Source organism: Deinococcus metallilatus (genome assembly GCF_004758605.1).
GTDB classification, from domain to species: Bacteria; Deinococcota; Deinococci; order Deinococcales; family Deinococcaceae; genus Deinococcus; species Deinococcus metallilatus.
Window position 1 is genome coordinate 574,461 of record NZ_CP038512.1, and the last position, 25,540, is coordinate 600,000.

23 protein-coding genes (1 of these 23 running past the window's edge) are annotated in these 25,540 nt (G+C 64.6%); 7 read left to right on the plus strand and 16 right to left on the minus strand.

Translation table 11 applies throughout. From position 1 onward, the window contains the following. The first annotated feature begins 73 nt into the window (after window positions 1-73). Window positions 74-1,714, plus strand: coding sequence for a catalase (locus E5F05_RS08715; protein WP_129118237.1), 1,641 nt, complete (start codon window positions 74-76; stop codon window positions 1,712-1,714). 79 nt (window positions 1,715-1,793) lie between these two features. Here the strand turns inward: E5F05_RS08715 and E5F05_RS08720 are convergent, their stop codons facing one another. Both E5F05_RS08720 and moaA read right to left on the minus strand, forming a co-directional pair. Next, the gene (locus tag E5F05_RS08720) at window positions 1,794-2,486 is read right to left on the minus strand and encodes a GntR family transcriptional regulator (protein ID WP_129118238.1); all 693 of its coding nucleotides are present in this window, start codon (window positions 2,484-2,486) and stop codon (window positions 1,794-1,796) included. Window positions 2,487-2,668: 182 nt separating this feature from the next. Next, window positions 2,669-3,670: a GTP 3',8-cyclase MoaA gene (gene moaA / locus E5F05_RS08725; RefSeq protein WP_129118319.1), complete on the minus strand. Its 1,002-nt coding sequence runs from the start codon at window positions 3,668-3,670 to the stop codon at window positions 2,669-2,671. Window positions 3,671-3,891: 221 nt separating this feature from the next. Here moaA and E5F05_RS08730 point away from each other — a divergent pair, with 221 nt between their 5' ends. The 3 genes from E5F05_RS08730 (at window position 3,892) to acs (ending at window position 7,949) form a co-directional block, all read left to right on the plus strand. Further along, window positions 3,892-4,191, plus strand: a complete 300-nt coding sequence (locus tag E5F05_RS08730) for a DUF485 domain-containing protein (protein WP_129118239.1) — start codon at window positions 3,892-3,894, stop codon at window positions 4,189-4,191. Further along, window positions 4,188-5,780 carry a solute symporter family protein gene (locus E5F05_RS08735; RefSeq protein ID WP_129118240.1) on the plus strand — a complete coding sequence of 531 codons (1,593 nt, stop codon included), beginning with the start codon at window positions 4,188-4,190 and terminating at the stop codon, window positions 5,778-5,780. The genes E5F05_RS08730 and E5F05_RS08735 overlap by 4 nt, the downstream gene beginning before the upstream one ends. A 201-nt stretch (window positions 5,781-5,981) precedes the next feature. After that, complete coding sequence (gene acs / locus E5F05_RS08740; protein ID WP_129118241.1) at window positions 5,982-7,949, plus strand: acetate--CoA ligase; 1,968 nt, start codon at window positions 5,982-5,984, stop codon at window positions 7,947-7,949. A 65-nt stretch (window positions 7,950-8,014) separates the two neighbouring features. On the opposite strand, the gene E5F05_RS08745 is transcribed toward acs, so the two are convergent. From E5F05_RS08745 to E5F05_RS08755, 3 genes are all read right to left on the minus strand, one after another. Beyond that, the gene (locus E5F05_RS08745; RefSeq protein WP_129118242.1) at window positions 8,015-9,190 is read right to left on the minus strand and encodes an aminotransferase class I/II-fold pyridoxal phosphate-dependent enzyme; all 1,176 of its coding nucleotides are present in this window, start codon (window positions 9,188-9,190) and stop codon (window positions 8,015-8,017) included. A 367-nt stretch (window positions 9,191-9,557) separates the two neighbouring features. Continuing rightward, window positions 9,558-10,115 carry a hypothetical protein gene (locus tag E5F05_RS08750; RefSeq protein WP_129118243.1) on the minus strand — a complete coding sequence of 186 codons (558 nt, stop codon included), beginning with the start codon at window positions 10,113-10,115 and terminating at the stop codon, window positions 9,558-9,560. Window positions 10,116-10,197: 82 nt separating this feature from the next. Next, window positions 10,198-11,211 (minus strand): DNA-methyltransferase, encoded by a 1,014-nt coding sequence (locus tag E5F05_RS08755; protein ID WP_129118244.1) that lies wholly within the window; start codon window positions 11,209-11,211, stop codon window positions 10,198-10,200. An 87-nt stretch (window positions 11,212-11,298) separates the two neighbouring features. Here E5F05_RS08755 and E5F05_RS08760 point away from each other — a divergent pair, with 87 nt between their 5' ends. Continuing rightward, a complete protein-coding gene (locus tag E5F05_RS08760; protein WP_241687096.1) occupies window positions 11,299-11,562 on the plus strand; it encodes a helix-turn-helix transcriptional regulator in 264 nt (87 codons plus the stop codon). Window positions 11,563-12,171: 609 nt separating this feature from the next. Here the strand turns inward: E5F05_RS08760 and E5F05_RS08765 are convergent. From E5F05_RS08765 to E5F05_RS08815, 11 genes are all read right to left on the minus strand, one after another. Then, complete coding sequence (locus tag E5F05_RS08765) at window positions 12,172-13,530, minus strand: hypothetical protein (RefSeq protein WP_129118246.1); 1,359 nt, start codon at window positions 13,528-13,530, stop codon at window positions 12,172-12,174. 373 nt (window positions 13,531-13,903) lie between these two features. Further along, complete coding sequence (locus E5F05_RS08770; protein WP_129118247.1) at window positions 13,904-15,082, minus strand: hypothetical protein; 1,179 nt, start codon at window positions 15,080-15,082, stop codon at window positions 13,904-13,906. Window positions 15,083-15,271: 189 nt separating this feature from the next. Further along, entirely contained in the window at window positions 15,272-18,094 is a 2,823-nt protein-coding gene (locus tag E5F05_RS08775; RefSeq protein ID WP_129118248.1) for a DNA methyltransferase, read from the minus strand. Between the two features lie 297 nt (window positions 18,095-18,391). After that, window positions 18,392-19,585, minus strand: a complete 1,194-nt coding sequence (locus tag E5F05_RS08780; protein WP_129118249.1) for an MFS transporter — start codon at window positions 19,583-19,585, stop codon at window positions 18,392-18,394. After that, window positions 19,585-20,574 carry an arsenic resistance N-acetyltransferase ArsN2 gene (arsN2, locus tag E5F05_RS08785; RefSeq protein ID WP_129118250.1) on the minus strand — a complete coding sequence of 330 codons (990 nt, stop codon included), beginning with the start codon at window positions 20,572-20,574 and terminating at the stop codon, window positions 19,585-19,587. The genes E5F05_RS08780 and arsN2 overlap by 1 nt, the downstream gene beginning before the upstream one ends. Next, window positions 20,568-21,047, minus strand: a complete 480-nt coding sequence (locus E5F05_RS08790) for a MarR family winged helix-turn-helix transcriptional regulator (protein WP_129118251.1) — start codon at window positions 21,045-21,047, stop codon at window positions 20,568-20,570. The genes arsN2 and E5F05_RS08790 overlap by 7 nt, the downstream gene beginning before the upstream one ends. A 518-nt stretch (window positions 21,048-21,565) precedes the next feature. Continuing rightward, complete coding sequence (locus E5F05_RS08795) at window positions 21,566-22,501, minus strand: STM4504/CBY_0614 family protein (RefSeq protein WP_129118252.1); 936 nt, start codon at window positions 22,499-22,501, stop codon at window positions 21,566-21,568. 169 nt (window positions 22,502-22,670) lie between these two features. Then, entirely contained in the window at window positions 22,671-23,042 is a 372-nt protein-coding gene (locus E5F05_RS08800) for an aquaporin (protein WP_129118253.1), read from the minus strand. Further along, on the minus strand, window positions 23,011-23,472 hold the full coding sequence (locus E5F05_RS08805) for an arsenate reductase ArsC (protein ID WP_129118254.1): 462 nt from the start codon (window positions 23,470-23,472) through the stop codon (window positions 23,011-23,013). The genes E5F05_RS08800 and E5F05_RS08805 overlap by 32 nt, the downstream gene beginning before the upstream one ends. A 4-nt stretch (window positions 23,473-23,476) precedes the next feature. After that, window positions 23,477-23,788, minus strand: a complete 312-nt coding sequence (locus tag E5F05_RS08810) for an ArsR/SmtB family transcription factor (protein WP_129118320.1) — start codon at window positions 23,786-23,788, stop codon at window positions 23,477-23,479. Window positions 23,789-23,892: 104 nt separating this feature from the next. Next, window positions 23,893-24,108: a helix-turn-helix domain-containing protein gene (locus E5F05_RS08815; RefSeq protein ID WP_241687101.1), complete on the minus strand. Its 216-nt coding sequence runs from the start codon at window positions 24,106-24,108 to the stop codon at window positions 23,893-23,895. 140 nt (window positions 24,109-24,248) lie between these two features. On the opposite strand from E5F05_RS08815, the gene E5F05_RS08820 reads away from it, so the two are divergent. Both E5F05_RS08820 and E5F05_RS08825 read left to right on the plus strand, forming a co-directional pair. Then, window positions 24,249-24,503, plus strand: a complete 255-nt coding sequence (locus tag E5F05_RS08820) for a helix-turn-helix transcriptional regulator (RefSeq protein ID WP_164973403.1) — start codon at window positions 24,249-24,251, stop codon at window positions 24,501-24,503. 1 nt (window position 24,504) lies between these two features. After that, on the plus strand, window positions 24,505-25,540 hold the 5' portion of the coding sequence (locus E5F05_RS08825) for a tyrosine-type recombinase/integrase (RefSeq protein WP_129118256.1). Its footprint extends 149 nt past the window's final position; only the first 1,036 of its 1,185 coding nucleotides appear in the window; the start codon lies at window positions 24,505-24,507; the stop codon falls past the right edge of the window.

A 25,540-nucleotide genomic window follows, 5' to 3' on the forward strand; every position in this document is an offset into this window, starting at 1 on the left:
TGCTGTATGGCCTGAGCAGGCGACCTGCTGGACGATCCCAGGGACAGCCCGCAGGCACGAGGAGGAAGAACACATGAGCGACCAGAACAACACTCCTGAACAGCACACCCACGGCACTGCCGGAACCGCCGCCCTAGGCGTGGGCAGCGCCACCGATACCCGCTTTGCCGAAGGTGAGCAGGTCCAGACCCTGACCACCCGCCAGGGCCACCCGGTCACCAACAACCAGAACCTGCGGACCGTGGGGAACCGCGGCCCGACCACCCTGGAGAACTACCACTTCATCGAGAAGATCAGCCACTTTGACCGCGAGCGCATCCCCGAGCGGGTGGTGCATGCGCGCGGGGCGGGGGCACACGGCGTCTTCGAGGCCTACGGCACGGTGGGAGACGAGCCGGTCAGCAAGTACACCCGCGCCAAGCTCTTTCAGGAGAAGGGCAAGCAAACGCCGGTCTTCGTGCGCTTCTCGACAGTGGGCCACGGCGGGCACTCGCCCGAGACGCTGCGTGACCCCCGCGGCTTCGCGGTGAAGTTCTACACCGAGGACGGCAACTGGGACCTGGTCGGCAACAACCTCAAGGTGTTCTTCATTCGCGACGCGATCAAGTTCCCCGACCTGATCCACTCGCAGAAGCCCGATCCGGTCACCAACCGCCAGAGCGGCGAGCGCATCTTCGACTTCATCTGCAACTCGCCCGAGGCGATGCACATGGTCACGCTGCTGTTCTCGCCCTGGGGCATCCCGGCCAACTACCGGCAGATGCAGGGGTCGGGCGTGAACACCTACAAGTGGGTGAACGACCGGGGCGAGGCCGTGCTGGTCAAGTACCACTGGGAGCCCGTGCAGGGCATCCGCAACCTCACGCAGCCCGAGGCGGAAGCGATCCAGGCCAAGAACTTCAACCACGCCACCCAGGACCTCTACGAGGCCATCGAGCGCGGCGACTATCCGCAGTGGGAGCTGTTCGTGCAGATCATGCCCGACGGCGAGAACCCCGAACTGGACTTCGATCCGCTGGACGACACCAAGATCTGGCCGCGCGAGCAGTTCCCCTGGCTGCCCGTCGGCAGGATGACCCTCAACCGCAACCCCGAGAACTACTTCGCGGAGGTGGAGCAGGCGGCCTTCGGGACGGGCGTGCTGGTGGACGGGCTGGACTTCAGTGACGACAAGATGCTCCAGGGCCGCACCTTCGCCTACTCCGACACCCAGCGCTACCGCGTCGGCCCCAACTACCTGCAACTGCCGATCAACGCGCCGAAAAAGCACGTGGCGACCAACCAGCGGGACGGCCAGATGACCTACGAGGTCGACACCGCGCCCGGCCAGAACCCCCACGTCAACTACGAGCCGTCCAGCCTGAACGGCCTGCGCGAAGCGCCGCGCACTTACCCCGACTATACCCCCTGGGTGGAGGGCAAGCTGGTGCGCGAGAGCATCGACCGCACCAACAACTTCGGGCAGGCGGGCGAGCAGTACCGCGCCTTCGAGGACTGGGAGCGCGACGACCTGATCAACAATCTGGTGGCGAACCTCAAGGACGCCGCCCAGGTCATCCAGGACAAGATGATCGACCTCTTTACCCAGTGCGACGCCGACTATGGCCGCCGGGTCAGGGAGGGGCTGGCCCAGGCCCGCCAGAGCGCCGGGGCCGGGAAGGAAGAGGCCGTGAAGCAGGCCGAGGAGCGCAGCCGCGAGGCGCAGCCCTACTGATCCACCGGGCGGGACTCCAACAGAGCAGCGTGGGGCGGTGTTCTTCCGCCCCACGCTCACGTTGTCCTGTCCCTGGGCCTCACGGCTCGAAGCTGTCCTGAAAGGCGTAGCGGTCGCCGCGCACCCAGTAGTTCACGTAGGACACCCGCCGGGTGCCGCTGTAGGTGGTGCGGCGCAGCAGGAAGGACGCGGTGCCCAGGGGCACACGCAGCAGGTCGGCTTCCTCCTGGCGCAGATTGACCGCTTCCAGATTCTGCTCCACGCGCGACAGCGGCACGCCCAGACCGACCATCACCTCGTGGATGCTCTCCAGGCCGAGGTTGTGTTCGAGCAGGGTCGGCACCAGCGCCGCGTTGATGTAGCGTTTCTCGATCACCAGTGCCTCGTCGCCCGCCGTCCGCAGGCGGTGGATGAAGATCACCGGGTCGCCCGGCTGAAGCTGCAAGACGTGCGCGATCTCGGGGGTCGCCTCGATCTGCATGGCGCGCAGCACCGCCGTGCGGTGATCGGGGTGCCGCGCCCATTCCCGGAAGGGCCGCACCCGGAACACGCCCTGCCGGAAGCGCTTGCCGGTGGGAAAGGTGCCCGCGCCCTGCACGCGGTAGACGTAGCCCTCGCGTTCCAGTTCGTCGATGGCCCGCCGGGCGGTCATGCGCGAGACCTCGAATTCGCGCGCCAGTTGCGGTTCGCTGGGGAGGGGCAGCCCCTCCGGGTAGTGTCCGCCCAGCAGACGGTCTTTCAGCGTGGTTTTGATGAGCGGGTACTTCGCCATGCGTCCCTCCAGACCCGCCGCAGGCGCGGGGGCCTTTGGACGCTCATCTTAGAGTTTGTGTCTGGGGTACACAAGTGAAAGGGGCAAACCGTCGAACGGTCTGACCGTCTGACCACTGAGGAGGCCGGATCGGGTTGAGGGGCCGCGCGGTTCGGCGGCTCGACCTTTTGACCGTTAGACCGTCATCCCCCAATGTGCGACATCTCCACCTTGCGCTCCCGCGTGACCTCGCCGCGCTCCTCGCTGTAACGGTCACGGCGGCCTTGCCAGACGCCCGAGATCAGCTCACGCAAGGCCGCGTCGTCGGCTCCGGCCCGCAGCGGGGCGCGCAGGTCGGTGCCCTGGTCCGCGAAGAGACAGGTGTACAGCACGCCGACCGCCGAGAGCCGGGCGCGGGAGCAGTCGCCGCAGAAGGGGGCGGTCACGCTGCTGATCAGGCCGAGCTCGTGGCCTGCCCCGTCCTGGTGACGGGCGGCGACCTCGCCCCGGTAGTGGGGGTTCACGGGCTGGAACTCCGCACCCGTGCCGTCCGCGCTGAGCCGGGTCAGCACCTCGCGCGAGGGCACCACCGAATCCAGATTCCAGCCGTTGTGGTTGCCCACGTCCATGAACTCAATGAAGCGCACGACCGCCTGCTCGCGCAGCGCCAGCCACAGCTCGCGCAGGCCCGCGTCGTTCACGCCGCGCTGCACCACCGTATTCACCTTCACGCCCAGCCCGGCCTTCAGCGCCGCCTCGATCCCGTCCAGCACCCGCTGCGGATGAACGTTCAGCCCGTTCATCTGCCCGAACACCTCCGGATCGAGGCTGTCCAGGCTGACCGTCACGCGCTTCAGCCCCGCCGCCTTCAGGTCCGCCGCCAGGCGCGGCAGCAGCAGGCCATTGGTGGTGAGGGCGATGTCATCCACACCTTCAATGCGGCTGAGGCGCGCGATCAGGTCGGGGAGGTCGCGCCGCAACAGCGGTTCGCCCCCCGTGAGCCGCAATTTCCGCACGCCCAGGTCCACGAACGCAAGGCTCAGCCGCTCGATCTCCTCGAAGGTCAGCAGCTCGGCGCGGGGCAGGAAGGCGTAGTCGGGGCCGAAGACTGAAGCAGGCATGCAGTACGTGCAGCGCAGGTTGCAGCGGTCGGTCACGCTGATCCGCAGGTCACGCAGGGGACGGCCCAGCCGGTCGAGAAGCACGCCCCCACCATACCCGTGCCGGGCCGTGCCGTTGGCGAACTGGGGCACTCTAGGCCCGGTGAAGGCTGCGCCGAGGCCCTGTTCCAGCGTCAGGAACGCTGAAGTTGTACCCGGTCCATTGATTTTACGTTAAAGGACTTCTACTCTATGAAAAACACCCCACAGCACAACCGCCCGGCAGCCGTCATCGCCCTATCGCGCACCTGTAGCAGGAGGCCCGTATGACCGTATCCCGTATGCAGTCCGGCTCCCCGCCCGTTCGCAACGCGGCCTATCAACGGCTGGTGGCCGAACGGAACCGCTTTACCGTGATCATGACGGTCACGTTCCTGGTGTTGTACTTCCTGCTGCCCATCCTGGCCGGATACAACAAGCCGCTGATGGCGACGAAGGTGTTCGGCAACGTCACCTTCGGCTACGTGTTCGCCTTCGCGGAATTCGCGATGGGCTGGATCATGGCCGCGATCTATGTGGCCCGCGCCCGGCAGTTTGACCGCCTGGCGCAGGAGGCGCAGCAATGACTTTCCTGCTCGCCGCCCTCATCGTGGCCGTCACGCTCGTCATCACCTTCTGGGCCGGGAGGCGCAACACCAGCGCCAGCGACTTCTACGTGGCGGGCGGGCGGATCAGCGCCCCCCAGAACGGGATCGCCATCGCCGGGGACTACATGAGCGCGGCCTCCTTCCTGGGGATCACCGGCCTGATCGCGCTGAACGGCTACGACGGGTTCATGTACTCGGTGGGCTGGTTCATCGCCTACCTGACGGTGCTCTTTATCGTGGCCGAGCCACTGCGGAACCTGGGCAAGTACACGCTGGCGGACATGCTGGTCTACCGCTTGAAAGACCAGCGGGTGCGGACCTACGCGGCGATCAGCACCATCGTGATCAGCGCCTTTTACATGATCGCGCAGGTGGTGGGCGCGGGCGCGCTGATCAGCCTGCTGTCGGGCGGGCTCCTCAAGGCCAGCGTGGCGATTCCGCTCGTCGGCGTGCTGATGATCATCTACGTGGTGGTCGGCGGGATGCTGGCGACCACCTGGGTGCAGATTGTGAAGGCCGTGCTGCTGATGCTCGCCACCATCGTGATGACGCTGCTGATCCTGGGGCACTTCGGCTGGAGCTTCTCCAATCTGCTGGGGGCCGCCGAGGCCAAGAACGGCGCGGACTTCCTGGGTGCGGGCCTGAAGTACAAGAACCCCATCGACCTGATCTCGCTCAGCCTCGCGCTGGTGCTGGGGACGGCGGGTCTGCCGCACATCCTGGTGCGCTTCTACACCGTGCCCACCGCGCAGGACGCCCGCAAGAGCGTGGTGTGGGCGATGGTCCTGATCGGCGCCTTCTACGTGATGACGGCCTTCATGGGCAACGCGGCGAACGTGCTGGTCGGCAAGGCTGCCATCGAGACGGCCAACAAGGCGGGCAACATGGCCGCGCCGCTGCTGGCCGAGGCCCTCTTCGGCGGGAAGGGCACCTTCGGCGGTGAACTCGGTCTGGCCTTCGTGACCGCCGTGGCCTTTGCCACCATCCTGGCCGTCGTCGCGGGCCTGACCATCGCGGCCAGCACCTCCTTCACGCACGACATCTACAACGGCGTGATCCGCAAGGGGCAGGCCACCGGGCGCGAGGAGTTCCGGGTCGCGCGGATCACCACCGTCGCGGTCGGCGTGGTCGCCATCCTGCTGGGCCTGCTGGCGCAGACGCAGAACGTGGCCTTCCTGGTGGCGCTGGCGTTTGCGCTCGCCGCCAGCGCCAACCTCCCGGTGATCCTGTTCACGCTGTTCTGGCGCAGGTTCAACGCGACCGGCGCCATCTGGGGCATCGTGGGGGGCATTCTGACCTGCCTGGTGCTGATCGCCCTCAGCCCCAACATCATGGGCATCGACCCGGCCGACAAGACGACCGGCCGCCACCCCATCCAGGCCGCCCCGGTCTTCCCGCTGGAAAACCCCGGCATCATCTCCATCCCCGCCGGGTTCCTGTTCGCCGCCCTGGGCACGCTGGTGGGCGCCGCCCGCCGCCGCGAGGACGCCGACGAGGCCTTCGAGGAGATGAAGTTCCGCGCCTACACCGGGGCGGGCACGGACGGGACCGTCGCGGCGCACGACTGAGACAGCTTCCAGCGGCCAGCCGCCAGCTTCCAGCCCCCGGCCCCGCGCCCGGGGGTTTTGCTTACCGCCCTTGAACCCGGTGCAGTACCCCTCTCGTAACCACACGTGCAGGCCTCACGTCCCGGCGCTACAGTAGGCACACTCACAACCGGTGACCTTTCAGACGCGCCCTTCCCGCGTTCTCCCACCCGGAGGTTTTCCATGTCCGACCAGCCCGCGACCCGTCCGGCCCCATCCGACCATATCGACAACGTTCTGCACGAGAACCGCGTGATCGCGCCCAGCGAGGAGTTCGCGGCCAGTGCGCGCGTCTCGCCCGAGCAGTACCAGGAAATGTACCGCCGCAGCCTCGACGACCCCGAGGGCTTCTGGGGCGACGTGGCAGGCGAACTCGTCTGGATGAAGCCCTGGGAGCGGGTGCTGGACTGGCAGGAACCCCACGCCCAGTGGTTCGTGGGCGGCGAGACGAACATCGCCTACAACGCGCTGGACCGCAATGTGGAACGGGGCCTGGGCGACAAGACCGCGATCCTCTGGGAAGGCGAGGACGGCGAGGTCCGCACCTACACCTACTCGGAGCTGCTGCGCGAGGTGAACAAGGCGGCGAACGTGCTCACGGAGCTGGGGGTGCAAAAGGGCGACCGGGTGACCCTCTACCTGCCGCTGATTCCCGAAGCCGCCATCGCCATGCTCGCCTGCGCCCGGATTGGGGCCGTTCACAGCGTCGTCTTCGCGGGCTTTTCGGTCAGCGCCCTGGCCGACCGCATCAACAACGCTCAGAGCAAGCTGCTGATCACCGCCGACGCGGGCTACCGGCGCGGGCAGCCCGTCAACCTCAAGGCCAACGCCGACGAGGCCGCCCAGAACACGCCGACCCTGGAAAAGATCCTGGTGGTCAACCGCGCGGGCACCAATCCGCCGATGCAGCCGGGCCGCGACCTGTGGTGGCAAGACCTGATGGACGCCGCCAGCGCCGAACACGAGGCGGTGCCGGTGGACAGCGAACACCCCCTGTTCCTGCTCTACACCTCGGGCAGCACCGGCCAGCCCAAGGGCGTGCTGCACACGACGGGCGGCTACATGGTGAACATGTACCTCACGACCCAGACGGTCTTCGACCTGCGCGACGATGACGTCTACTGGTGTACTGCCGACATCGGCTGGGTGACCGGGCACAGCTACAGCGTGTACGGTCCGTTGCTGAACGGCGCGACCGTCCTGATGTACGAGGGCGCCCCCAACCACCCCGACTGGGGCCGCTTCTGGGAGATCGTCCAGAAGCATGGGGTCACCATCCTCTACACCGCGCCGACTGCCATCCGTTCCTTTATGCGCCAGGGCGACGAGATTCCCGCGCAGTACGACCTGAGCAGCCTGCGCCTCCTCGGATCGGTGGGCGAGCCGATCAATCCCGAAGCGTGGATGTGGTACCAGCGCGTGATCGGTGGCGGACGCTGCCCGGTGGTGGATACCTGGTGGCAGACCGAGACGGGCGCGATCATGCTGACCACCCTGCCCGGCGCGCACCCCAGCAAGCCCGGCAGCGCGGGCCTCCCGATGTTCGGCGTGGAACCCGCCATCATGACCCATGAGGGTGAGGAACTCGGCCCCGACGAGGGCGGCCTGCTGGTGATCAAGCGGCCCTGGCCCTCGATGCTCCGCACCGTCTATGGCGACGACGAACGCTACCGCAAGAGCTACTGGGGCGAGATTCCCCACGTCTACTTTGCCGGGGACGGCGCCCGCCGCGACGCCGACGGCTACGTGACGGTGGTGGGCCGGGTGGACGACGTGCTGAACGTTTCCGGTCACCGCCTGGGCACGATGGAGATCGAGTCAGCCCTGGTCGCCCATCCCGCTGTCGCGGAAGCCGCCGTGGTGGGCCGCCCCGACGAGGTGAAGGGCGAGAGCGTGGTCGCCTTCGTCCTCCCGCAGAGCGGGCAGGAGGTGGACCCCGGGGAACTGCGCGCGCACGTCGCCAAGGAAATCGGCGCCCTGGCCCGTCCCGACGCCATCATTATCGCGGACGCGCTGCCCAAGACCCGCAGCGGCAAGATCATGCGCCGCTTCCTGCGCCAGATCGCTGCCGGGAAGGAGATTCAGGGGGACACCAGCACCCTGGAAGACCCCGGCGTGCTGGAGCGGCTGGCGGCGACGGAAGCGGTGTGAGGGGTTAGGGAAAAGGGGAGAGGGGGCGTCTGCTGGGGCGCTCCCTCTCTTTTTGCGGTGGGTGTTCAGGGTGTGAGGAGTTGCGCTTCCTCCTGCACCTGCACGCCTGCCAGTCGCCGCGTGGCCTCCACCAGCACCTCAGGTGGCTGCACCAGCGCGAAGCGGACGAAGCCCTCGCCCCGCTCACCGAAAGCGCGGCCTGGATTGACCGCCACGCCGGTCGTCTCGGCGGCGCGGACGGCATAGGCCACGCTGTCCGTCAGGCCAGGCACCCGCGCCCAGACGTACATGCTCGCCTTGGGGAGTGCGGCCTCCCACCCCAGGGCGCGCAGGGCGGGCACCAGGGCGTCCCGCCGCTGCTGAAAGACTTGCGCCCCCGTCCGCCCCACCTCGTCTGGCAGGCCCAGGGCGATGGTCGCCGCGCGCTGAATGCCCAGGTACGGGTGAAAATCCACCGCGCCTTTCACCTGTGCCAGAGCGGCAATGGCGTACCGGTCCCCCACCGCGAAGCCCACCCGGAAGCCGCCCAGGTGATGGGTCTTGGAAAGGGAATGCAGTTCCACGACGCCTTCCAGCCCAGCTTCCAGTGCGCTCGGCGCCCGGTAGTCCCCGAAGGTCAGCTCGGCATAGGGATGGTCGTGGATCAGCAGCGTGCCCCGCGCGCGGCACCAGGCGGCGGCTTCGGCAAAGAAGGCGGCGTCTGCCACCGCCGAGGTCGGGTTGTTGGGGTAATTGAGCAGCAGGGCGCGCGGCTGAACGTCGCCCGGGACCGCCTTCAGGTCGGGCAGGAAGCCGCGCTCGGGCAGCAGCGGCAGCGTGACCACCCGCAGCCCGGCGACCGCCGCCGCACCCAGGTAGGGCGGATAGCAGGGGTCAGGGAGTAGCAACGTGTCGCCCGGATCGGTAACGGCCAGCAGCAGGTGCGCCAGCCCTTCCTGCGCGCCGATGAGGGTCAGAACTTCCGCGTCGGCGTCCACCGTCAGCCCGAAGCGCCTGTGCAGGTAGGCGGCGGCAGCCTCCCGCAGCGGGCGCGTGTCGCTGAAGAGGGGGTAACGGTAGGTGCTGGGGTCACGGGTCGCGGTCCGCAGTGCCTCCAGCGCCCCTTCCGGGGGCGACTGGTCACTCGACCCGATGCTGAGGTCGATGATGCTGTGGCCTGCTGCTCTACCTCGCTCCTTCGCGGCGTCCATCAGCGCGAAGACGCTCCCCGGCACCGCCCCTGCCCGTTTTGAAGCCCACATGCCCGCAGGCTAACACTCGGAATCGGATGTCTTCCCATGCAGTCGGACGGACACTGAGGCCTGAAATTCACTCCGAAGGCGCAGCGGCAAAAAGGAAAAACCCCGTCCCAGAGGGAGCGGGGCTTGCTTCTGGCTCGGCAGGTTGGGGTCGAACCAACGACCGTCCGATTAACAGGTGGCTGGGAAGGGTCACGGTTCCTCACGGTCCTTCTGGATTTCTCTCTGCCACACGAGAAAAAACTAGAGGGTCGTCTCTAGATTTCCCGATCTTCCCCCAACTCTACCGGGCTATTTGGTGGCAGATTCGGTGGCAACTGGTGGCATGATGTGCCAGCGGCTCTTGCCCTCGCGTCCGTCACTCGAAGCCCTACGGCCCGTAGAACATATCCATCATGTCCTGGTAGCTGCGGCTGCCGATGCTTACGCTCTCAAGGAAGTTCCCGGCAGCAAGCTCGTAGAAGCCGAACGTGACGTAGCATTTTGGCCGCTTGTATTCGACGTAGGTCGCGCTCACTTGGTAATCATCTGGGAACTCATCGGCGTTCGGCCCGTACTTCCGCAGCACCGTGCGGTACGTGCTGCGGTTGTTCAGTCCCTTCTCAGTTTGAAACTTGTCGGCCCCGAGTCCTATGAAGGTGAGTTTGCCATCCTTTTTGTAGAGCGCATTGATGCCAATGTCGGCTCTGATTTCCATGTAGGGGGCGTAATCAGATTCTTCTCGCGTTGCCTTGATACCGTTCGCTATGAGCGCGTCGAACAATGACTTGGCGCTGGAGCCGATGGCGAAGACCTTGTTGCCTACCTGCACTCCGCAACGGTTGTCCGCCAGGGTGGTGACTTTCGCTGCCCCTAGGGCAGTCGAGGACAGGGTCAAGAGCGCGAGTGGCGCAATGAAGAACCTGGAAACAGAAGTGACTGGTCGCATGACATCCTTTCGGGAGAGCGGGCCTGTACCTCCGCTCTCCGGTGCTGTTTTACGAGGCGGCTGAACTCGTCGGCCACTCCCGCTACGAATCCCATTTGTCGGTCATCTCGGCCCACAGGGCGACGAACTGCATCAGGAACGTGTCGTACCCGCGCAGGTCGCAGGTATCGCCATTCCTGACCCTGGCGAATACCTCCTCGAATGCGCGGCGGCGCACTTTGGGTTGCAGCTTCTCCGGCAGGAAGCGGAAGGCGGAGGCCGCCAGGTGCTCGGGGTTCGCCTCGAAGGAGAGCCAGCGCCGCTCCTCCCGCTCCGCGATGAGGCCCGCCGCGTTCGACCCGTCGAACACGTTCACCACCTCGTCTCCCGGCTCGGTCAGGAAGCGGATGAAGAACTCCGATAAGGCGGCAGGGAGGCGGGAGGGGTCGCCCTGAAGTCGCAGGGCACGGCGGCCTTCGAGGTAAGGTCCACCGGGGTCTTCGACCGCCGTGCGGATGAGGTTCGGCGGGATAAGGCCCTCGCCGTCCATGTCCAACCAGTCGGTTTCCCGCCAGTCCAAGTCGAAGAGGGCCGCCTGCGTGGGGTGCTCGACCAGCACGTTCGCCACGTTGGCCTTCGGCCACTCGGTCTTGCCCAGCCACCACACCGTGTCCACGCCGTCCCTGACCCGCAGCTTGCGCTTGTTGACCCACTCTGGCTGCCAGAGGGGCCGCCTGGGGTTGTGCCAGTAGAAGTCCTGGGCGAGGTAGAACCCGAGGTCGTCGCAGAGGTGGAGAAGGGCACGGAAACTATGCAGGCTCCGGGCAGGAACGCCCCGGCGGTAAGCACTACTCAGGTGGAGCACGAGGCTCCCGTCGCGCCGTAGCTTCCGCTGCGCCAGGCGGGCGAACTTGGAGAGTTCCGCGACGAACTCCTCCTCGGGCTTGTGGCCGTAGTCCTTCGGACGGGGGAGCGGCGGACTGGCGAGAATCAGGTTGACGCTGTCGTCCTCCAGCCGCCCGAGGAGGTCGAGAGCGTCCCCCAGGTACGCCTCGCCCCTGGCCGTGAGATAGGCGGGCTGCAAGCCGGGGAGCTTGGCACCGGGAATAGAGGTCATTCCCGCCGATGCTACACGCTCCGTGCTGGGTGCGCTACTCAGAGTCTGTCTACTGAGCGTCTGTAGCCTCAGAAGTAGCACTTGGAAATGCTGGGGGCCATGCAGCAGGGCCACGCCGAACTCCAGGCCCGCGTGGTGCTCGCCCAGAACATGCGCCTTCTCCGTGCCGAACGGAGCCTTTCCCAGGAAGCGTTGGCCGACCTCGCGGGGCTGCACCGCACGTACATCGGGGCCATTGAGCGGGGTGAGCGCAACCTGTCCATTGACAACGTGGAGCGCATCGCCATCGCCCTCGGTGTCCACATCACGAGACTGTTTCAAGAAACGCAGACGCCGGAGCAGAAGCCTTAGCAATTATTTACGGGTTGCCGCTCTTAATAAATAGCAGGAGTATTTTTATAAAGCCTGTGCCCCATAATTCCAATAGTCACTTTTAGTTTCACTATCTCCATCCTTTTCTTTTTGTACAACTAAACTTCCAAAATCATTTCGTTAGATTGTCTGCAATGCCGCAAGATAAAACAAAAGCTGTGTTTGAAATTTAATGTATTTTGGTAGCTGTTAAGCGATTAAGGAGAGGGATGAGTTGGTCATCCAGTATAAAAGGAGAGACTTCTGCCCCAGCCATCATCTGTATCTAGATGCGGTTGGAAAAGAGGTATCGGAATAGCTTGAAACTGTGGCCGCAACGACACCTTGAGAGAACTTGCTGGCTGATCGTCATCGGTCTGTTTTATGACTGTAGGGACGTGCCACGGAAAATCCATGTGTTCAACAGCAGTCTTCCTCTACGTGGATGAGCAGCCAGGCCAAGCTCCACCCTTTATAAACAATGATGAATACGATGTTCTCCCGCATTTTGGGGAGGCGGAATAGCCGCTTGGAGAAGCCCCTCGTCGGCCTGAACGACAAGGGGCTTCTGGCGCGTGAGTTGCGATTTCCTATGCCTCCTGACGGCTCTCAGGCCGCCCGGCTGAACTCCATCGTCATGGGTAGGTTGAGTTCGGCGCTCCGTTTCTGTACGGCTTCCAGCAGGTACGCCTGTACCTTGTCGCCCCGACGTTTATCGAGGAGGTCGTACCGGAAGCCGTCGTGTTCGGCGGACACGATGCGGAAGTCCTTCGTGTGCCGCTCCGCGACCTCGTAGCAGACGGCGATGATGTGCGTCTCGATGTCCTGGGCACGGCGCACCAGCAGTTCGCGTGGGTGACGTTCCCCCAGAGGTATCAGTTCACCCCCTACAGTCAGCAGGCCGCCCGCCTCCTTGATGCAGCGCATCTGAGCCTCTCTGGCGTCCAGCAGCGCCTTGACGACCGGGTCATGCAGGAAGGCCCGGTGCTGGTCGGCGGGGAGATAGCTCTTGATACGGTCGCGGCCTCCGCCGTACAGCACCGCGTAGATGGCGCTCTTGAGGCCCGCCTTCGCCTCCGGGGTGGAGTCGGTGCCCACGGCGTCCGCGAGGTAGGTCCAGATGCTCTGCCCGCGCTCCAGCACCTTGATGAGAGGTTGCACCTGCCAATCGAACGCCGCAATGACGAGGTGGCAAGACTTGAGGTCGGCCTCGACGCTGCCGGGCATCAGCAGGTCGCGGTAGTGCTTGGGGAGCGACTGGAGGCTGTAGCCCTGTGCGAACACCCGGTTGGTGCCCGGCTTCTGCTCGTAGATGGGTTTGAGCGTGTCGCGCAGGCGGTGCAGGTTGGTCAGGACGGCCCGCTGGCGGTGCGGGTCCGTCTCGGTCAGTTCCGCGAGCGCGATTGCGATGTCGAGGTTCTTGCGGAACTTGGCGTAGGCGTTGGTGCTGACCTCATCAAGGAAGTACCGGAGAATCGGCGCGTTGAGTCGGTCGGCCTGGAACTCACCGCGCTGGGCGGCTTCGGCCTGCCGGAAGGCGAGGAGGCGGTTGTCCGGCGTGACCTTGCTGCCGGTGTCGAAGAAGACACGGTCCTTGCGCCCCCTGGCCCGGAGTTCCTGCTCGAAGACGGCCACGACCTCCGGGTGGAACTCGGCCTGGATGGCGCGGGCCAGCCCCTTCACATACTCGTGCTCGCGGACCTTGAGGCCGATGCCGGTCGCCTGCTGGAAGCGGTCGAGGAACTTGACCTTGCTGTACTTCTTCCAGCCCGTCCCCGCGAGAATCACGTCGAACATTTCGGTCGAGGTGACGACATGGCCCTTTTCTTCCTCTCCTGTGCCTGGGCGACCGAACAGGAGGTGCTGGGCGAGGTGGGTAAACGCGGGTGTGCCGAAGACTTCAGAGTGGTAGATGGCGATGACCTCGCGGAGGTCGGGGGTCACGATATGTGGTCGCATGAGCTTCATGGAATCCTCCGGCCACACCGACACCATCCAGCCCACCCCGTGAAGGGTCCGGGCCTTGATGGCGGGGTGCAGTTGGTACGCCTGGTGGCGCTTCGTGACTCAGGCTAAGGTGACCACCTCGAACCCACAACTAAGGCCGAACACCCCCAGTCCGTCCCGCGCCGCCTTTCATCTTCACGGGTAGAGGGCATTGGGGAGGGCATTGCATGAGAACCATGAGTTGGAGCATGTAGATATATCTTCGCGGCCCACCCGAGAGGGGAGGGGCCTATGAGTCACCCCAGAGATGAGGGATAGTGGGGTAGGAACACCGATGAACACGGTAGGAATGTCAACCAGATGAAACGGGGAATGCCCGAAAATCTCCGCAGGATTACTGGCGTCGTCCTGTCCCGAGGCTCGCTCCCTTGGTCGTGATGACCTTGACGAGGAGTTGAAGGGCCTCGTCAAGGTCGTACTGTTCCCGCACGGCCTGAGCTTCCCGCAGACTGCCGTACTGACGCGCCGCATCCTGTGGATTGAGCCGGTCGGCAAAGTCCATGAAGCGTTCCAGGGTCAGGTGGAAGCCTCGTGGCCCCAGCGGCGTGTCCCCCACTGCCAGGAGAGTGCCCTGCTCGATGGCGACGGGCCGCAGTACCCCACGTTCCAGCATGACCCGCGCCGCCCGTTCCTTGACCTCGTAGAGGTAAAGCTGCTGCTGTCGGAGCGCCTTGACCCTTTTGGGCGTCCGCTCGGTACGCAGACGGGCAGCCAGGGTCTTGGTGTGGCCGTTCACGGCTTGCAGGGCCAGCACCGGGTGTTGCTGGCTGGCCGCTTCGCCGGGGAGGCGGGCAAGCTGGCTGGTACGTCCGAGGGCCGTCCAGTTCGTCTCCACAATCTGACGCCCGACTGTACGGGCGAGATGGTCCAGGCGATGTTCGGGAAACAAATCACCCACGTCCAGGGGCAAAAGGTGCGCGTGCCGGGCGTTCCACAGGCCAAAGCGCACCCTCGGCGCTTCCCCAAGCACGAGAGAGGTGTGGCGGGCAGCCAGGGCCGCCGCTCCCAGCACCAAGCGCCACTCCCACTCGACCTTGTAGCCTGACTGGAGGCGCACGAACACGATTTGGTCGTCAAGGTTCAGGTCGCCCAGCGGCGGGCGGGCCGTCCAGCGGGTTGTGCCCGATACCTCCGGCGGCACGGGCAGGGCAAGAAGATGTACGAGGTCGCGCTGCTGGGTAGGAGACACCTTCAGGCGGGTCGGCCAGTTGGGGCGGGCGGCGGTCAGCATCAGGCGCAGCACGATGGTGCAGTCCTCGTCGGTGATGGTCTGCCGCGCGAAGAAGCGGGTGCGGGCGGCCCAGACGTGGTGGGCCAATTCCCGCAGCCGCGCCTCCCACTGGGGCGAGGCCGTAGAGAGGCTCAGTTCGTGAAGCAGAGCGGGGGCGGGTGCTGCCTCACTGCCCGAGCCGTTGCCCACTCCCTCCCGGACCTCGACCTGCCAGCGCAGCAGTTCCAGAAAGGCGTCCTCGATGATGTCGTCGGTGGTGATGCTTGTCGCGCGACTGTCCACGGGCGAATCAGGCTGTGGCACTCGAAGCGGCGGCGTGAGCATTTCCTGTTCAAGGCTGGCTGCCAGGGCAGGCGCACCCCGGAGGAGGGTCCGCAACGCCCTGCTGGTGATGGCCCTGTGCTTCACCTGCTCGCCCTACGCCTTCAGGCGGGCAAGGCGGCTACAGCACGGTGACTCGGCCTGCATCGGTTAGTCCGCCGCCGCCTTCCGTATCCGCTTCTTCGCGGGCTTCGCCGCCGGGGTCAGCAGGGTCGGGGCGAGCTTCTGGTACTCGTCCAGCAGGAACGCCACCCGCTCGGCCTCGGACTTGAAGGCGGCCTTGCGGTAGCACGCCTCCACGGCCCGGTCGAGGGCGTCGTGGGCCTTGCGGAGGTCCAGTGGCATCAGGTTGGGGTCGTACAGGTCAGCGAGCGTACTGTTGGGATGTTTGGCCCGCGCGTCGAGCACGGCTTGGGCCGCAGCCTCGATGGCTTGCACCTGCTTCGCGGCCAGCGTTCTACGGTCGGGCCAGGGGAAGGTGTTGTAGGTCAGCTCCTTGTTGTACCTGTAGCGGCTCTCCAAGCGGCCACTCGTGAGACGCATCCAGTCCATGTGGGCGCGGCTGGTCATGACCCCGAAGGTGAAGAGGTCGGCCTCCGGCACCATGAAAAGCGCGTTGTTGATGACAGTCTCTCCATCCATGTAGCCGAAAGGGATGTATTCGCGGCGCTCGCTGGTGTGGGCGGGTACGACGAGGTAGGTGGTGTCCACGTGCGGTCGCTGGACAAACAGCGCAGGTATGCTGGCGAATTTGCGGATGATGGGCGACTTGCTCTCCTCCCGCACCTGTTTGACCTTCTGTACCCGCTCCAGCACCCTGGGCAGCTTCCGCAACTCACTCGGCTCGGCGTCCACGAGCCACAGGCACCAGCGCGTCTGTCCCTTCAGGAAGTCCTGGGCATCCAGCAGTTTCTTGATAAACTTCTTCGCCCCCGGTTCATCCGCCAGGAACTCGTTCAGTTCGGCTTCCGTGTGCAAGATGAGATGTCCGCCATCCGCAGGCTTGTTGCCGTACACAAGCTGGTTGACCCCGGCGACCATCGGCTTGCGCTGCTTCCTGACGATGACTGCTGGCCCATCCAGCAGGTAGGCGTTGATGTACCTCGCCTCCTGTTCCGTGGGAGCCGACTTGACATTGGCATACGTGAACAATCGCCGTTTAATTGGTGCTGCTTTAACCGGTTGGAACTGGATGATGACGCAATGCACGCCCGCCCTGCCTGGGGCGTCATTCGACCAGGCGAAGGTCTGGTGCGCGGCGGTGATGGCGTTCCCGTAATTCTCCAGAATCTCCGTCCACAGCGGCGGTACTTGCTCGCCTTGCACGATGCTGTTCGTGCTTACCAAGGTGGTCGCCACCCGGATGTGAGGCCAGGTGCGGTCAATCTTCCGCATCAAGCGGGCGGATTTCATATACCAGGCCGTCACATAGTCGAGAACGCCTGCTTCATTGTTGCCGTCGAACAGCGCGAGCACCTGCCGCTTCTGTTCAGGTGACATGAGGTAGCTGCCCACGAAGGGCGGATTACCTGTGATGTAAAGCTGTGTCAGCCCATCGGCGTCGGCTGCAAGGTTCAGGTGGGCTTCCCAGTCCGCTTCCAGCGCATCCCCATGCAGGATGTGGGCGGCGTCGGCCAGCGGCAGGTTGACGAAGGGCTGCCCCAGCAGCAGGGACGCCTCAACGTTCATCTGGTGGTCGGTCAGCCACATCGCCACGCGGGCAATCTGCGCGGGGAACTCCTCGTACTCGATGCCGTAGAACTGTCCGACGTTGACCTTCAGGACTTCCCCGATGTTCAGCAGCGTGTGTCCTCGGTGCAGTTCGGCCAGGGCGTCCAGTTCCAAGCGGCGCAGTTCGCGGTACGCCAGAATCAGGAAGTTGCCGCAGCCGCAGGCAGGGTCAAGGAACCGCAGGGTGGGCAACAGGTTGAGGAACCGTTGCAGCTTGTCCTTGTTGCCCCGCGCCGCCTCGCGCATAGCCTTCAGTTCGTCAAGGAACAGCGGCCCCAACGCCTTAAGGATGTTCGCCTCGGAGGTGTAGTGAGCACCCAGGGCACGGCGCTCGGCCGGGTCCATGACGCCCTGGAACATGGCACCGAAGATGGCCGGGCTGATTTTGCCCCAGTCGAGGCTGCTGGCCCCCAGCAGGTGCTCACGCATCCCGGCGTCAAAGTCCGCGAGGTCAATGCGCTCGCGGAACAGTTCGCCGTTGACATAGGGGAAGGCAGCGTATCTCGGGTCCAGGGTGGTCTGCCGCCTGTCCAGCGGGGTGTCGAGGACTTGGAACAGCTTGGCGAGCACTGGCCCCAGGTCGGTGCCGTCCTTGCGGGTCGCTTCAATCAGGTCGTAGAAGATGCCCTTCTGGTCGAACAGGCCGGTGTCGTCCGCGAACAGCAGGAACAGCAGGCGCACCAGCAGGAGTTCAAGCTGGTGGCCCTTGTAGCCGCTCTTTTCAAGCTGGTCGTGCAGCCGCGCCATCTGCTCGGCAGCCTTGACGTTGACCGGGTCCTGCTCGCGGAAGTGCCGCTGCTGGAACCCGGCGATGAAGCCGAAGCGTTCGACGTGCTGGGGGAACTCGGTAATCGGGAACTCGATGTGCGTCTCTGCTTCGAGGTCATACAGGCGGATGCGGGCGAAGTCACTGACGACCACGTAGGCGGGCCGCTCGTGTTCCTCCAGCCCGGCGAAGTAGTCCTGCGCCTGCGTGAAGGCGGCGTCGAGGTCCTTGCCCCTGGTCTTGTGCTCAGCCAGCAGCCTGCCGGGCCACAGCAGGTCAATTCGCCCGCGACCGCTAACGCCGCTGACCTTGCCGACCTTCTTCTCGAAGACGGCTACACGCTTGCGGTCCACGCCGAATACGTTGAAGAATTCGTTCCAGAAGGTCTGCGCCCCGGCGTTCTCCTGCGTCTCATCCTGCCAGTCACGGGCGAACGTGGCCGCCCGCGCCCGAATGTCGTTCCAACTCAGTGCCATGCGCCGTTTACCCCTGGCTGTGTCATCGGTTCGTATCGTAGCGGTCCACGCTGGCGCGGTCCGTCAGATTTGAGCGAGCCAGTCGGACGAAGGTGGTCGTCGGGGCCAACGTTCTTTCTTTGTGCGATGTCGAACAGTAGGAGATTTCAGGCGGCCAGTTGAACTTCAATCCACCGTTCCAGTGGGAGGCACACGAAGACCCCGCAGATTTTGGAGCGCGAGATGGTGCCTTCCCCGTCAGGACCGGCCTGCCGGACCTTCCTGTCCTACCTGCTGGTGCCTACGCCCTTGGTCTTCTTATGCGTTTGTATCTCCGCCATAGCCTCCCCAGGAGTCACGGCTAGTGGTGCTCCGGGTGGCGACCCAGGCAGCCAGGGCCGCCAGCACGGCCAACAGCGTGAACGACCAGCCGTACCCGCCTGTCAAGGTGAAGAGTGCCCCCATTCCCAGGGGTGTAAACGCCTGGGCAAGGTTCACAGGTCGGGCCATGAGGCCGTTCGCCGTCCCGAAGGTCTCGGGGGGATACCACCTCGTCAGCAGTTCGGCTCGGGCGAGGGTTAACGCGCCGCTCGACAAGCCGAAGAGGACGATGGCTGTCACCGTGAGGGCCGGTGAGGCCGTGAAGCGGAGCAGCAGTGCCCCGAGACCCAGCAGCATGAACAGCAGCAGGGTCAACGGCAGGGCACCCAGCCTCCCCAGGAGCGGCACGAACATTACCCTGCCGGGCAGGGCCGTGAGACCAAGCAGGCCGGTCAGCGCCGCCGCCAGCCCAGGTGCATAGGCGGCGGCCAGGAGCAGTGGAGCCAGTTGTAGACCCACCCCGACCGTCACGACCCGCGCGAGCGTGAAGGCCACCATCAGCCGCACGAAGGCTTGGTCGGGGGTGAAGGCCACCCGACCCTTATCGAGGGTCGAAGCCCCGGCGGCGGGGAGCATCCACCAGGCCAGGAGGCCAACGGAGACCAACAAGGCTGCGAGGACCAGCAACGCGCCCTGCAAGCCGCCCGCCGCCAGCAGCGCCGTGGTGAGCGGCACGAATATGGTGCTTGCCAGCCCCGCGACCAGCGTGATGGTCAGGGTCGCTCGGGTCCGTGTCGCGCCGCCAACCTGCTGCCCGAGGACGGTGAAGGCCGCCTCGTAGAAGGTCAGGGCCATCGCCACCCCCGCGAGCAGCCAGCCGATGACGAACAGCGGGTAGCCGTGCGTCAACGCCAGCAGGACGAACGCTGCCCCGCCCAGCAGCGCACCGCCGCCGACCAAGACCCGGCCCCCACGGGCATCGAGAGCGCGGCCCACCGCCGGGGCAGTCAGGGCCGTCACCAGCAGGGCCAGGGTGAAGGCGAGGCCGGTCTGCGTGCGGGTCCACCCCCGCTCGTGCTCGGCGGCCACGGCCAGGAGGGGCTGCGCGTAGTACAGGGCACCGTAGCTGACTGTCGTGAGGACGGCCAGCGTCCACATCAGGAAACGCTGGCCGCGAGAGAGGTCAGACATCAGCCCAGGGTGATGAGGTCGGTCGTCGCCGGGCCGCAGCAGCCACTCGCAGGCGCACAGCCCTCGCTGGCCTCCGCCGTGGTCGTGGGTTGACCGCAGGTGTCGGCGGCCTTGCACTGCACCCCCGGTGTCCGCAGGTGAACGATGACCCGCTCCGCCTGGGGTTCGACATGCGTGACGCGGTACTGCATAGCGGGGAGGGCGCTATTGCCGTACTCGAAGCGCACCTCCGCCTCACCGCGCACCGGGACGCTCCTTGCCACCCGGTCGTAGATGGCGAGGAACTTGCGGGTGCTCATGAACCCCGCCTGCACCTCCTGGGCGTTACCGTCCTTAAGCTGGATGACCGTCTCGCGCCAGGCGTCGGCCCGACCGCCGCAGTCCATCGCCTCGATGGTCACGGCCTTGACTTCGGTGACGTGGTAGCCAGGGCCGACCAGCAGGTTGCCGTGGAGCCAGAACTCCAGGGGACGCTGCGGCTGGGCACGGAGGGCGTCGAGCAAGGCAGCAGTCGAGGTGTGGTCAGCGAGTCCGGGGATGGTCTGGGTCATGACGTTCTCCTTTAAGGGCAGGCGCATGAGGGTGGCGGACTGGGGGCAGGCGTCCTGAAACTCGCGCGAGGCGAGCAGGGCGGGGGGCGCACTGGCGCGGGAGGCCGTCGTGAAGCCGAAGCGCGGGAAGTAGGTCCTGGCGGTGGTGGTGAGCAGGTAGACCTCCTCCAGTTCTAGGCGGCGGGCCTGGTCGAGCACCTCACTGACGAGTCTCGCGGCCACGCCCTGCCCACGGGCGGACGGCACGACGGCCAAGGAACGCAGCAGACCGACCTGTCCATGTCGTTCCAGCCCGGCTACCCCGAGGAGGTTGTTGTCCTGCTCGGCCACCCGCACCCCCTCCAGGTGTTCGGCAACACCAGCCACTGGGAGGCCAAGGGACGCCAGCAGTCCCTCAATCCCCCGCACATCGGCAGGGTTGGCGTTCCGGGTCAGCATCCGCAGCCCACCTCCCCGTCGAGTTCAGCCTGAAGTGCGGCGCTCAAGCTGGTGAGGAGCCGGAGGGCCGCTGCCCGGTCGGCTTCCGGCAGGCGGGCCAGCACGCGGGCGGACTGGGCGTTGAGTTGGGCGTCAAGGTCCTGCCCGGCCTGGTGCCCCGCGTCGGTCAGGCGCAGCAGCAGGGCGCGGCGGTCACCGGGGTGCGGCGTCTTGACGAGGAGACCCTGCTCCACCAGGCCGTCGGTGCTGCGGCTGAGCCACGCCTTGTCGAGGTTGAGGGTGCGCGTCAGGGCGGTGAGGGTCTGGTCGCCTTCTCTCTGAAGGGTAGTCAGGATGACGCACTGGGTCGCGGACTGGACATCACAGCAGGCGAAGTTGCGTTGCTGCAACTCCCCGAACAGCCGCGTCACCGTCCGCAGAAGGGCACCCGTCTGTGTAGCCTCTGCTGATTTGTTGTCATTGGCAACGGTCATATCCTGACTGTACTCTTGACCCTGTTGCTTGTCAATGACAATAGTTGAGTATAACAACAGCCGATACCGTTCATGAACCGCTGGGGGGTGGAGAAGGTGTCGGGACAGACCTCGGCTACGATGACTAAGTCATCGGGGGAGGGCAGGCTGGACTCGCCGCTGCCTATCACCTTTAAGGCCACGGCCTACGCTTTGTGCTACGACAGTCTCCGGCTCTTCTCTCCTCCAAGCACCCTGCCCTGCCCGGCTTCTCCTTCCCCGGTGACCCCGAGGCTTACCCCACTAAGGATGAGGTGGTCGTGTATCTCGACGCCTACGCCCGCCCACCACTTCGCCTTTCCGCACCCGCACTGAGGTCACCCAGGTGCTTCCAAGTTCAGACGGCATCCGTGTCCTAATGGCGAGCGGTATAAGCTCCATGCACTTAGTCTCAACGCCCCAGAACGTCAGCGATTGAACTCATATTCAGGAAAGAGATTTACAATAATTTTGAGCGTTTATGCTAACATCAAGTTTTATTAAGGTAAAGCCTTTTCGGCCTCAACCAGCATAACAATTGCGCTTGCGGTCATATTTAATGCAAATCGCGCAAAGTAATCTGATACGTTGACGACCGCACTACCTTGCCCGTGTCCACCCATTTTGTTGCGGGGAGTGGCAACACTCTCTAAGAGGGGCCGCAGGCCATCAAAGTGGCCCTGCATATATCCGGGTATCAAGCCGTTTTGTAGCACGACGTTTATTAATTTACTGGCAGTATCGGTGGAATTATAAGTCCACCCGCGTTTATCACAAATCGCTTTTAAGGTACTCTCAAGTGCCTTCAGGGCCTCCACGAGTGCCTGCTTATTGTCACCTCCCTTATACTTATCGAAAGCCTTGAGGAACTCCTGATTAGCGCCACTGTAAATTTTGTCCCTTAGTAGGGCCAGTGCGGGTTTGATTGCTTCATTATGAATAATTTGGGTATCAATGCGAATCATTTCACCGTTAACATACTCGTATCCTACCCCATGTTCCTTGAATCTGTCGTTAATCTCCTCAATGGCATCATTGGCTTCAAGGGAGACTCTATTGCCCGACCTGTAGTTCCAGTCCTCTCTAATTACCTTATCCACAACACGCAAAATAAATTCCGTTGCGTCCAAGAACTTCTCGTAACCCTGTTCTCTTAGGATGAAATTTAGGACTGCTTCCTTATTAGTTTCATAATCTTTACCTAAGGTAAATAAACCGTACTCTTTGGCTAGTGACCTATTTATCTGTGCGTAAAGTAGTTCAACTTCGGGCCTGGATATATGGCGCAACTGCTCGCTATCACTCCCCAGAGCTTCCTGAAAGACATGAACGACCTGAACCCTTAATTCTTGAGGTATGCGTTCGTACTCGTAAACATCGGGCACCTCACCACGGAGGCGCTTTTGGCGTTTTGAAAAGAGGTCCACAATGGGCATGGCATAAGTTTACACGAACTGGTTACGTATAAAGCGTAATCTTTCCAGGCATGGCGCACTCAACTCGACTGGCGAGCCGTTCCAACGCCTGGGATTTGGCACGACGTTGCCGGAATTGCACTACGTGGGGCTGAGCGGGCAGCGTCCGTCATCCTGCCAGGAGCAGACCTCAAGCCGAGGTGGCTGTGACCGCCCGAAGAGGGCCAGCAGCACGAAAGCCACGACGGTAGCGCCGAGCAATTGGTGACGACGTAGGGCACGAGCCGTCTGAGTGGGCAGCGGCCCGCCAGCAGTAGGCGAAAGTGGCCGCCGGGTTGATGTATGCCCCGCTGACGGGAGCGAGCGCGGCGATGACCGCCGCGACGGTCAGCCCGAACCCGGCGGCTACGCCGAGGTGCCCGAGGGCACCCGTCTGGGCCTGCACCACCGCCGCACCCGGCCCGAAGAACACCAGCGCGAAGGTGCCCAGCCCCTCGGCAGCGAGGGCACGCGGGAGGGCCACCGTCACGTCAGGCGACCGAAACGGCAGGACTGTCCTCATAGCTGGCGGGTACGGGCCGCCCCTCCCGGAGCGCCTGGACGAAGGCGTCGAACTGTCCCGCCTGTTGGTCACGCACCATCCGCCAGCGGTTGAGGCTGCCGCCGCTGGGGTCGGTAAAGGGGTAGTGCAGGCGGGTCGTCCGGCCCGGGTAAACCGGGCACGCCTCGGCGGCGCTGTCGCAGACGGTGATGACGTAGTCGAAGTTCTGAGGGTCGGGCACGTCGTAGAGCGTCTTGCTGGTATGGCCGTCGAGGCTCAGGCCCATCTCCGCCATGACGGTCTTCGCGTCGTCCTTGACCCGGGTGGCCTCGGTCCCGGCGGAATGCACGTCGAGGTCGAGTCCTGCCCGCCGCGCGGCAGCGCGGGTCAGGGCCTCGGCCATCTGGGAGCGAGCGGAGTTGTGGGTGCAGAGGATGAGGACGCGGACCATGCCTTCAGCATATCGATTTCGTTTGATGCATCAAGGCGAGAGGCTCCCTGAAAATCTCGCTCAGCAGTGCTCCACCCAACAGGAAGAGTTGGTCTTGTCGCAGGGTGTAGTAGGTGTTCTTGCCGCGTTGCTCGGCGGTCACGAGGTCGGCCTCGCGGAGAATACCCAGGTGGTAGGAGACCTTGGACTGTGGGAGGTCGAGCAGGGCTTCCAGGTCGCAGACGCAGCGTTCGCCTTCAGCGAGGTGCCGAACCAGGTCGTAGCGAATCTCGTGGGAGAGCGCTTTGAGTTGGTCGAGTACGCTGGGGCGGGCTATGGTCGTCACCCACCCATTGTAGGGACCGGCCTTCACGTATCTGACATGGAAAAAGGGACGCGCGGCTCACCTGCACGTCCCCGCGGGCTGCGATATCGCAGTCTTCAAGCTGCCAATTGGTCTTCAATCCACTGTATAAGGCTGGAGCGCGGGATGCGGATGCTGCCGCCCAGGCGCAGGCTCGGTAGCTCCTTGGCGTTCACCATCTCGTAGACGCGGTTGGTGCCCAACTGAAGGGCAGCGGCAGCTTGCTTGACGGTCAGGAGGAGGGCGTCCTGGGGGACGGTGGTGGGCAGGTCAGAACTCGGCGTGGTCATCATGGTCACCTTTGACACCCATGCTATGCAGCGGTGCCGCGTTCACCTACTAAGGCCGAACACCCAGGACCACCTTCCTGATTCACCACGGTTATCCTGTTATGTCAATTTCTCTTGCAGTATGGGTCGTGGTAGTGTCGGGCATGGTTGAATGGACGTTGAAGGAATACCTGCGGGCACACGACCTCAGCGTGTACAGCCTCGTCAAGGCGACGGACGGGGCGCTCTCAAACACCGGGTTGTACAACCTGTCGCGCGGCACGAAGCAGGTGAAGCTGGAGACGCTCGACCTCATCCTCACGGCGCTGCGCGACCTGACGGGGAAGGACGTGGCGATAGGGGACGTGCTGCGGTACACGCCGCCCGTGAAGGCCAGCGGTTTCGCAGGGGAGGGCTGACATGCCGCGTGGACAGGGTCGGCGCTCGAACGATACGGGCAGCGTCTTCTTCCGCGAGAAGCGCAAGCAGTGGGTGGCCCGCGTGCCTCTGCCCCGCCACCACCCCAGCGGTAAGCGTGCGCTGGAGCGGGCCTTCAAGACCCAGAAGGAGGCTGAGAAGTACCTCCGCACCGCGATGGTGGAGCGGGACAAGGGCGTCCTCACCAGCGCGGGGGCGAAGAAGCTGTCGCAATACTTCGAGGAGTGGCTGGACACCAAGGAGCAGGTGGACAAGCGGCAGCCCTCCACCATGCGCGACTACCGCGACACCTTCAAGAACCACATCAAGCCCTACCTGGGGGATGTGCGTCTAGAACGGCTGGCGACCGACGACCTACGCCACCTGCACGCCAAGCTGCGTGCCAAGGGGGCATCGGACGCCTGTGTGCGCCGGGCACACAACCTACTCAAGATGGCCTTGCAAGATGCGGTGCGCGAGGAAATCCTGGCGCGTAACGTCGCAGCCTTGGTGCGCCCGCCCACCGTGCCCCGCAAGCAGCAGGCATCGTGGACCCCGGAGGAGGTTCAGGCGTTCTGGAATCACATTCTACCGCACCCGCTCCGGGCGTTCTGGATTACAGCCATCCTGACGGGGCTGCGGCGTGGAGAACTCTGCGGGCTGCGCTGGCGCGACATCAACTTCGAGGCGAGCGAACTGCGCGTCGAGGTGGCGATTAAGGAGGTAGGTGGGAAGCTGCACCTTGGTCCGCCCAAGTCACCCAAGGCCCGCCGGACGATACCGCTGCCCGACGACCTGCTGCCCATCCTGCGCGAGCATCGGGAGACGTGGGCACCCGTGCGGGCCACGACGCCGGAGCCGTGGCAGGAGCATGACTTCGTCTTCCTGTCCCGTGACGGCTGGCCGCTGCGACCCAGCACTATGAATCGGGTCCACGTCCGCCTGTGCGAGGAAGCTAAGGTCCGGCGCATCCGGGTCCATGACATGCGGCGCACCTACGTCAGCATCCTCGGGGCGAAGGGACTGTCGCTCAAGACCA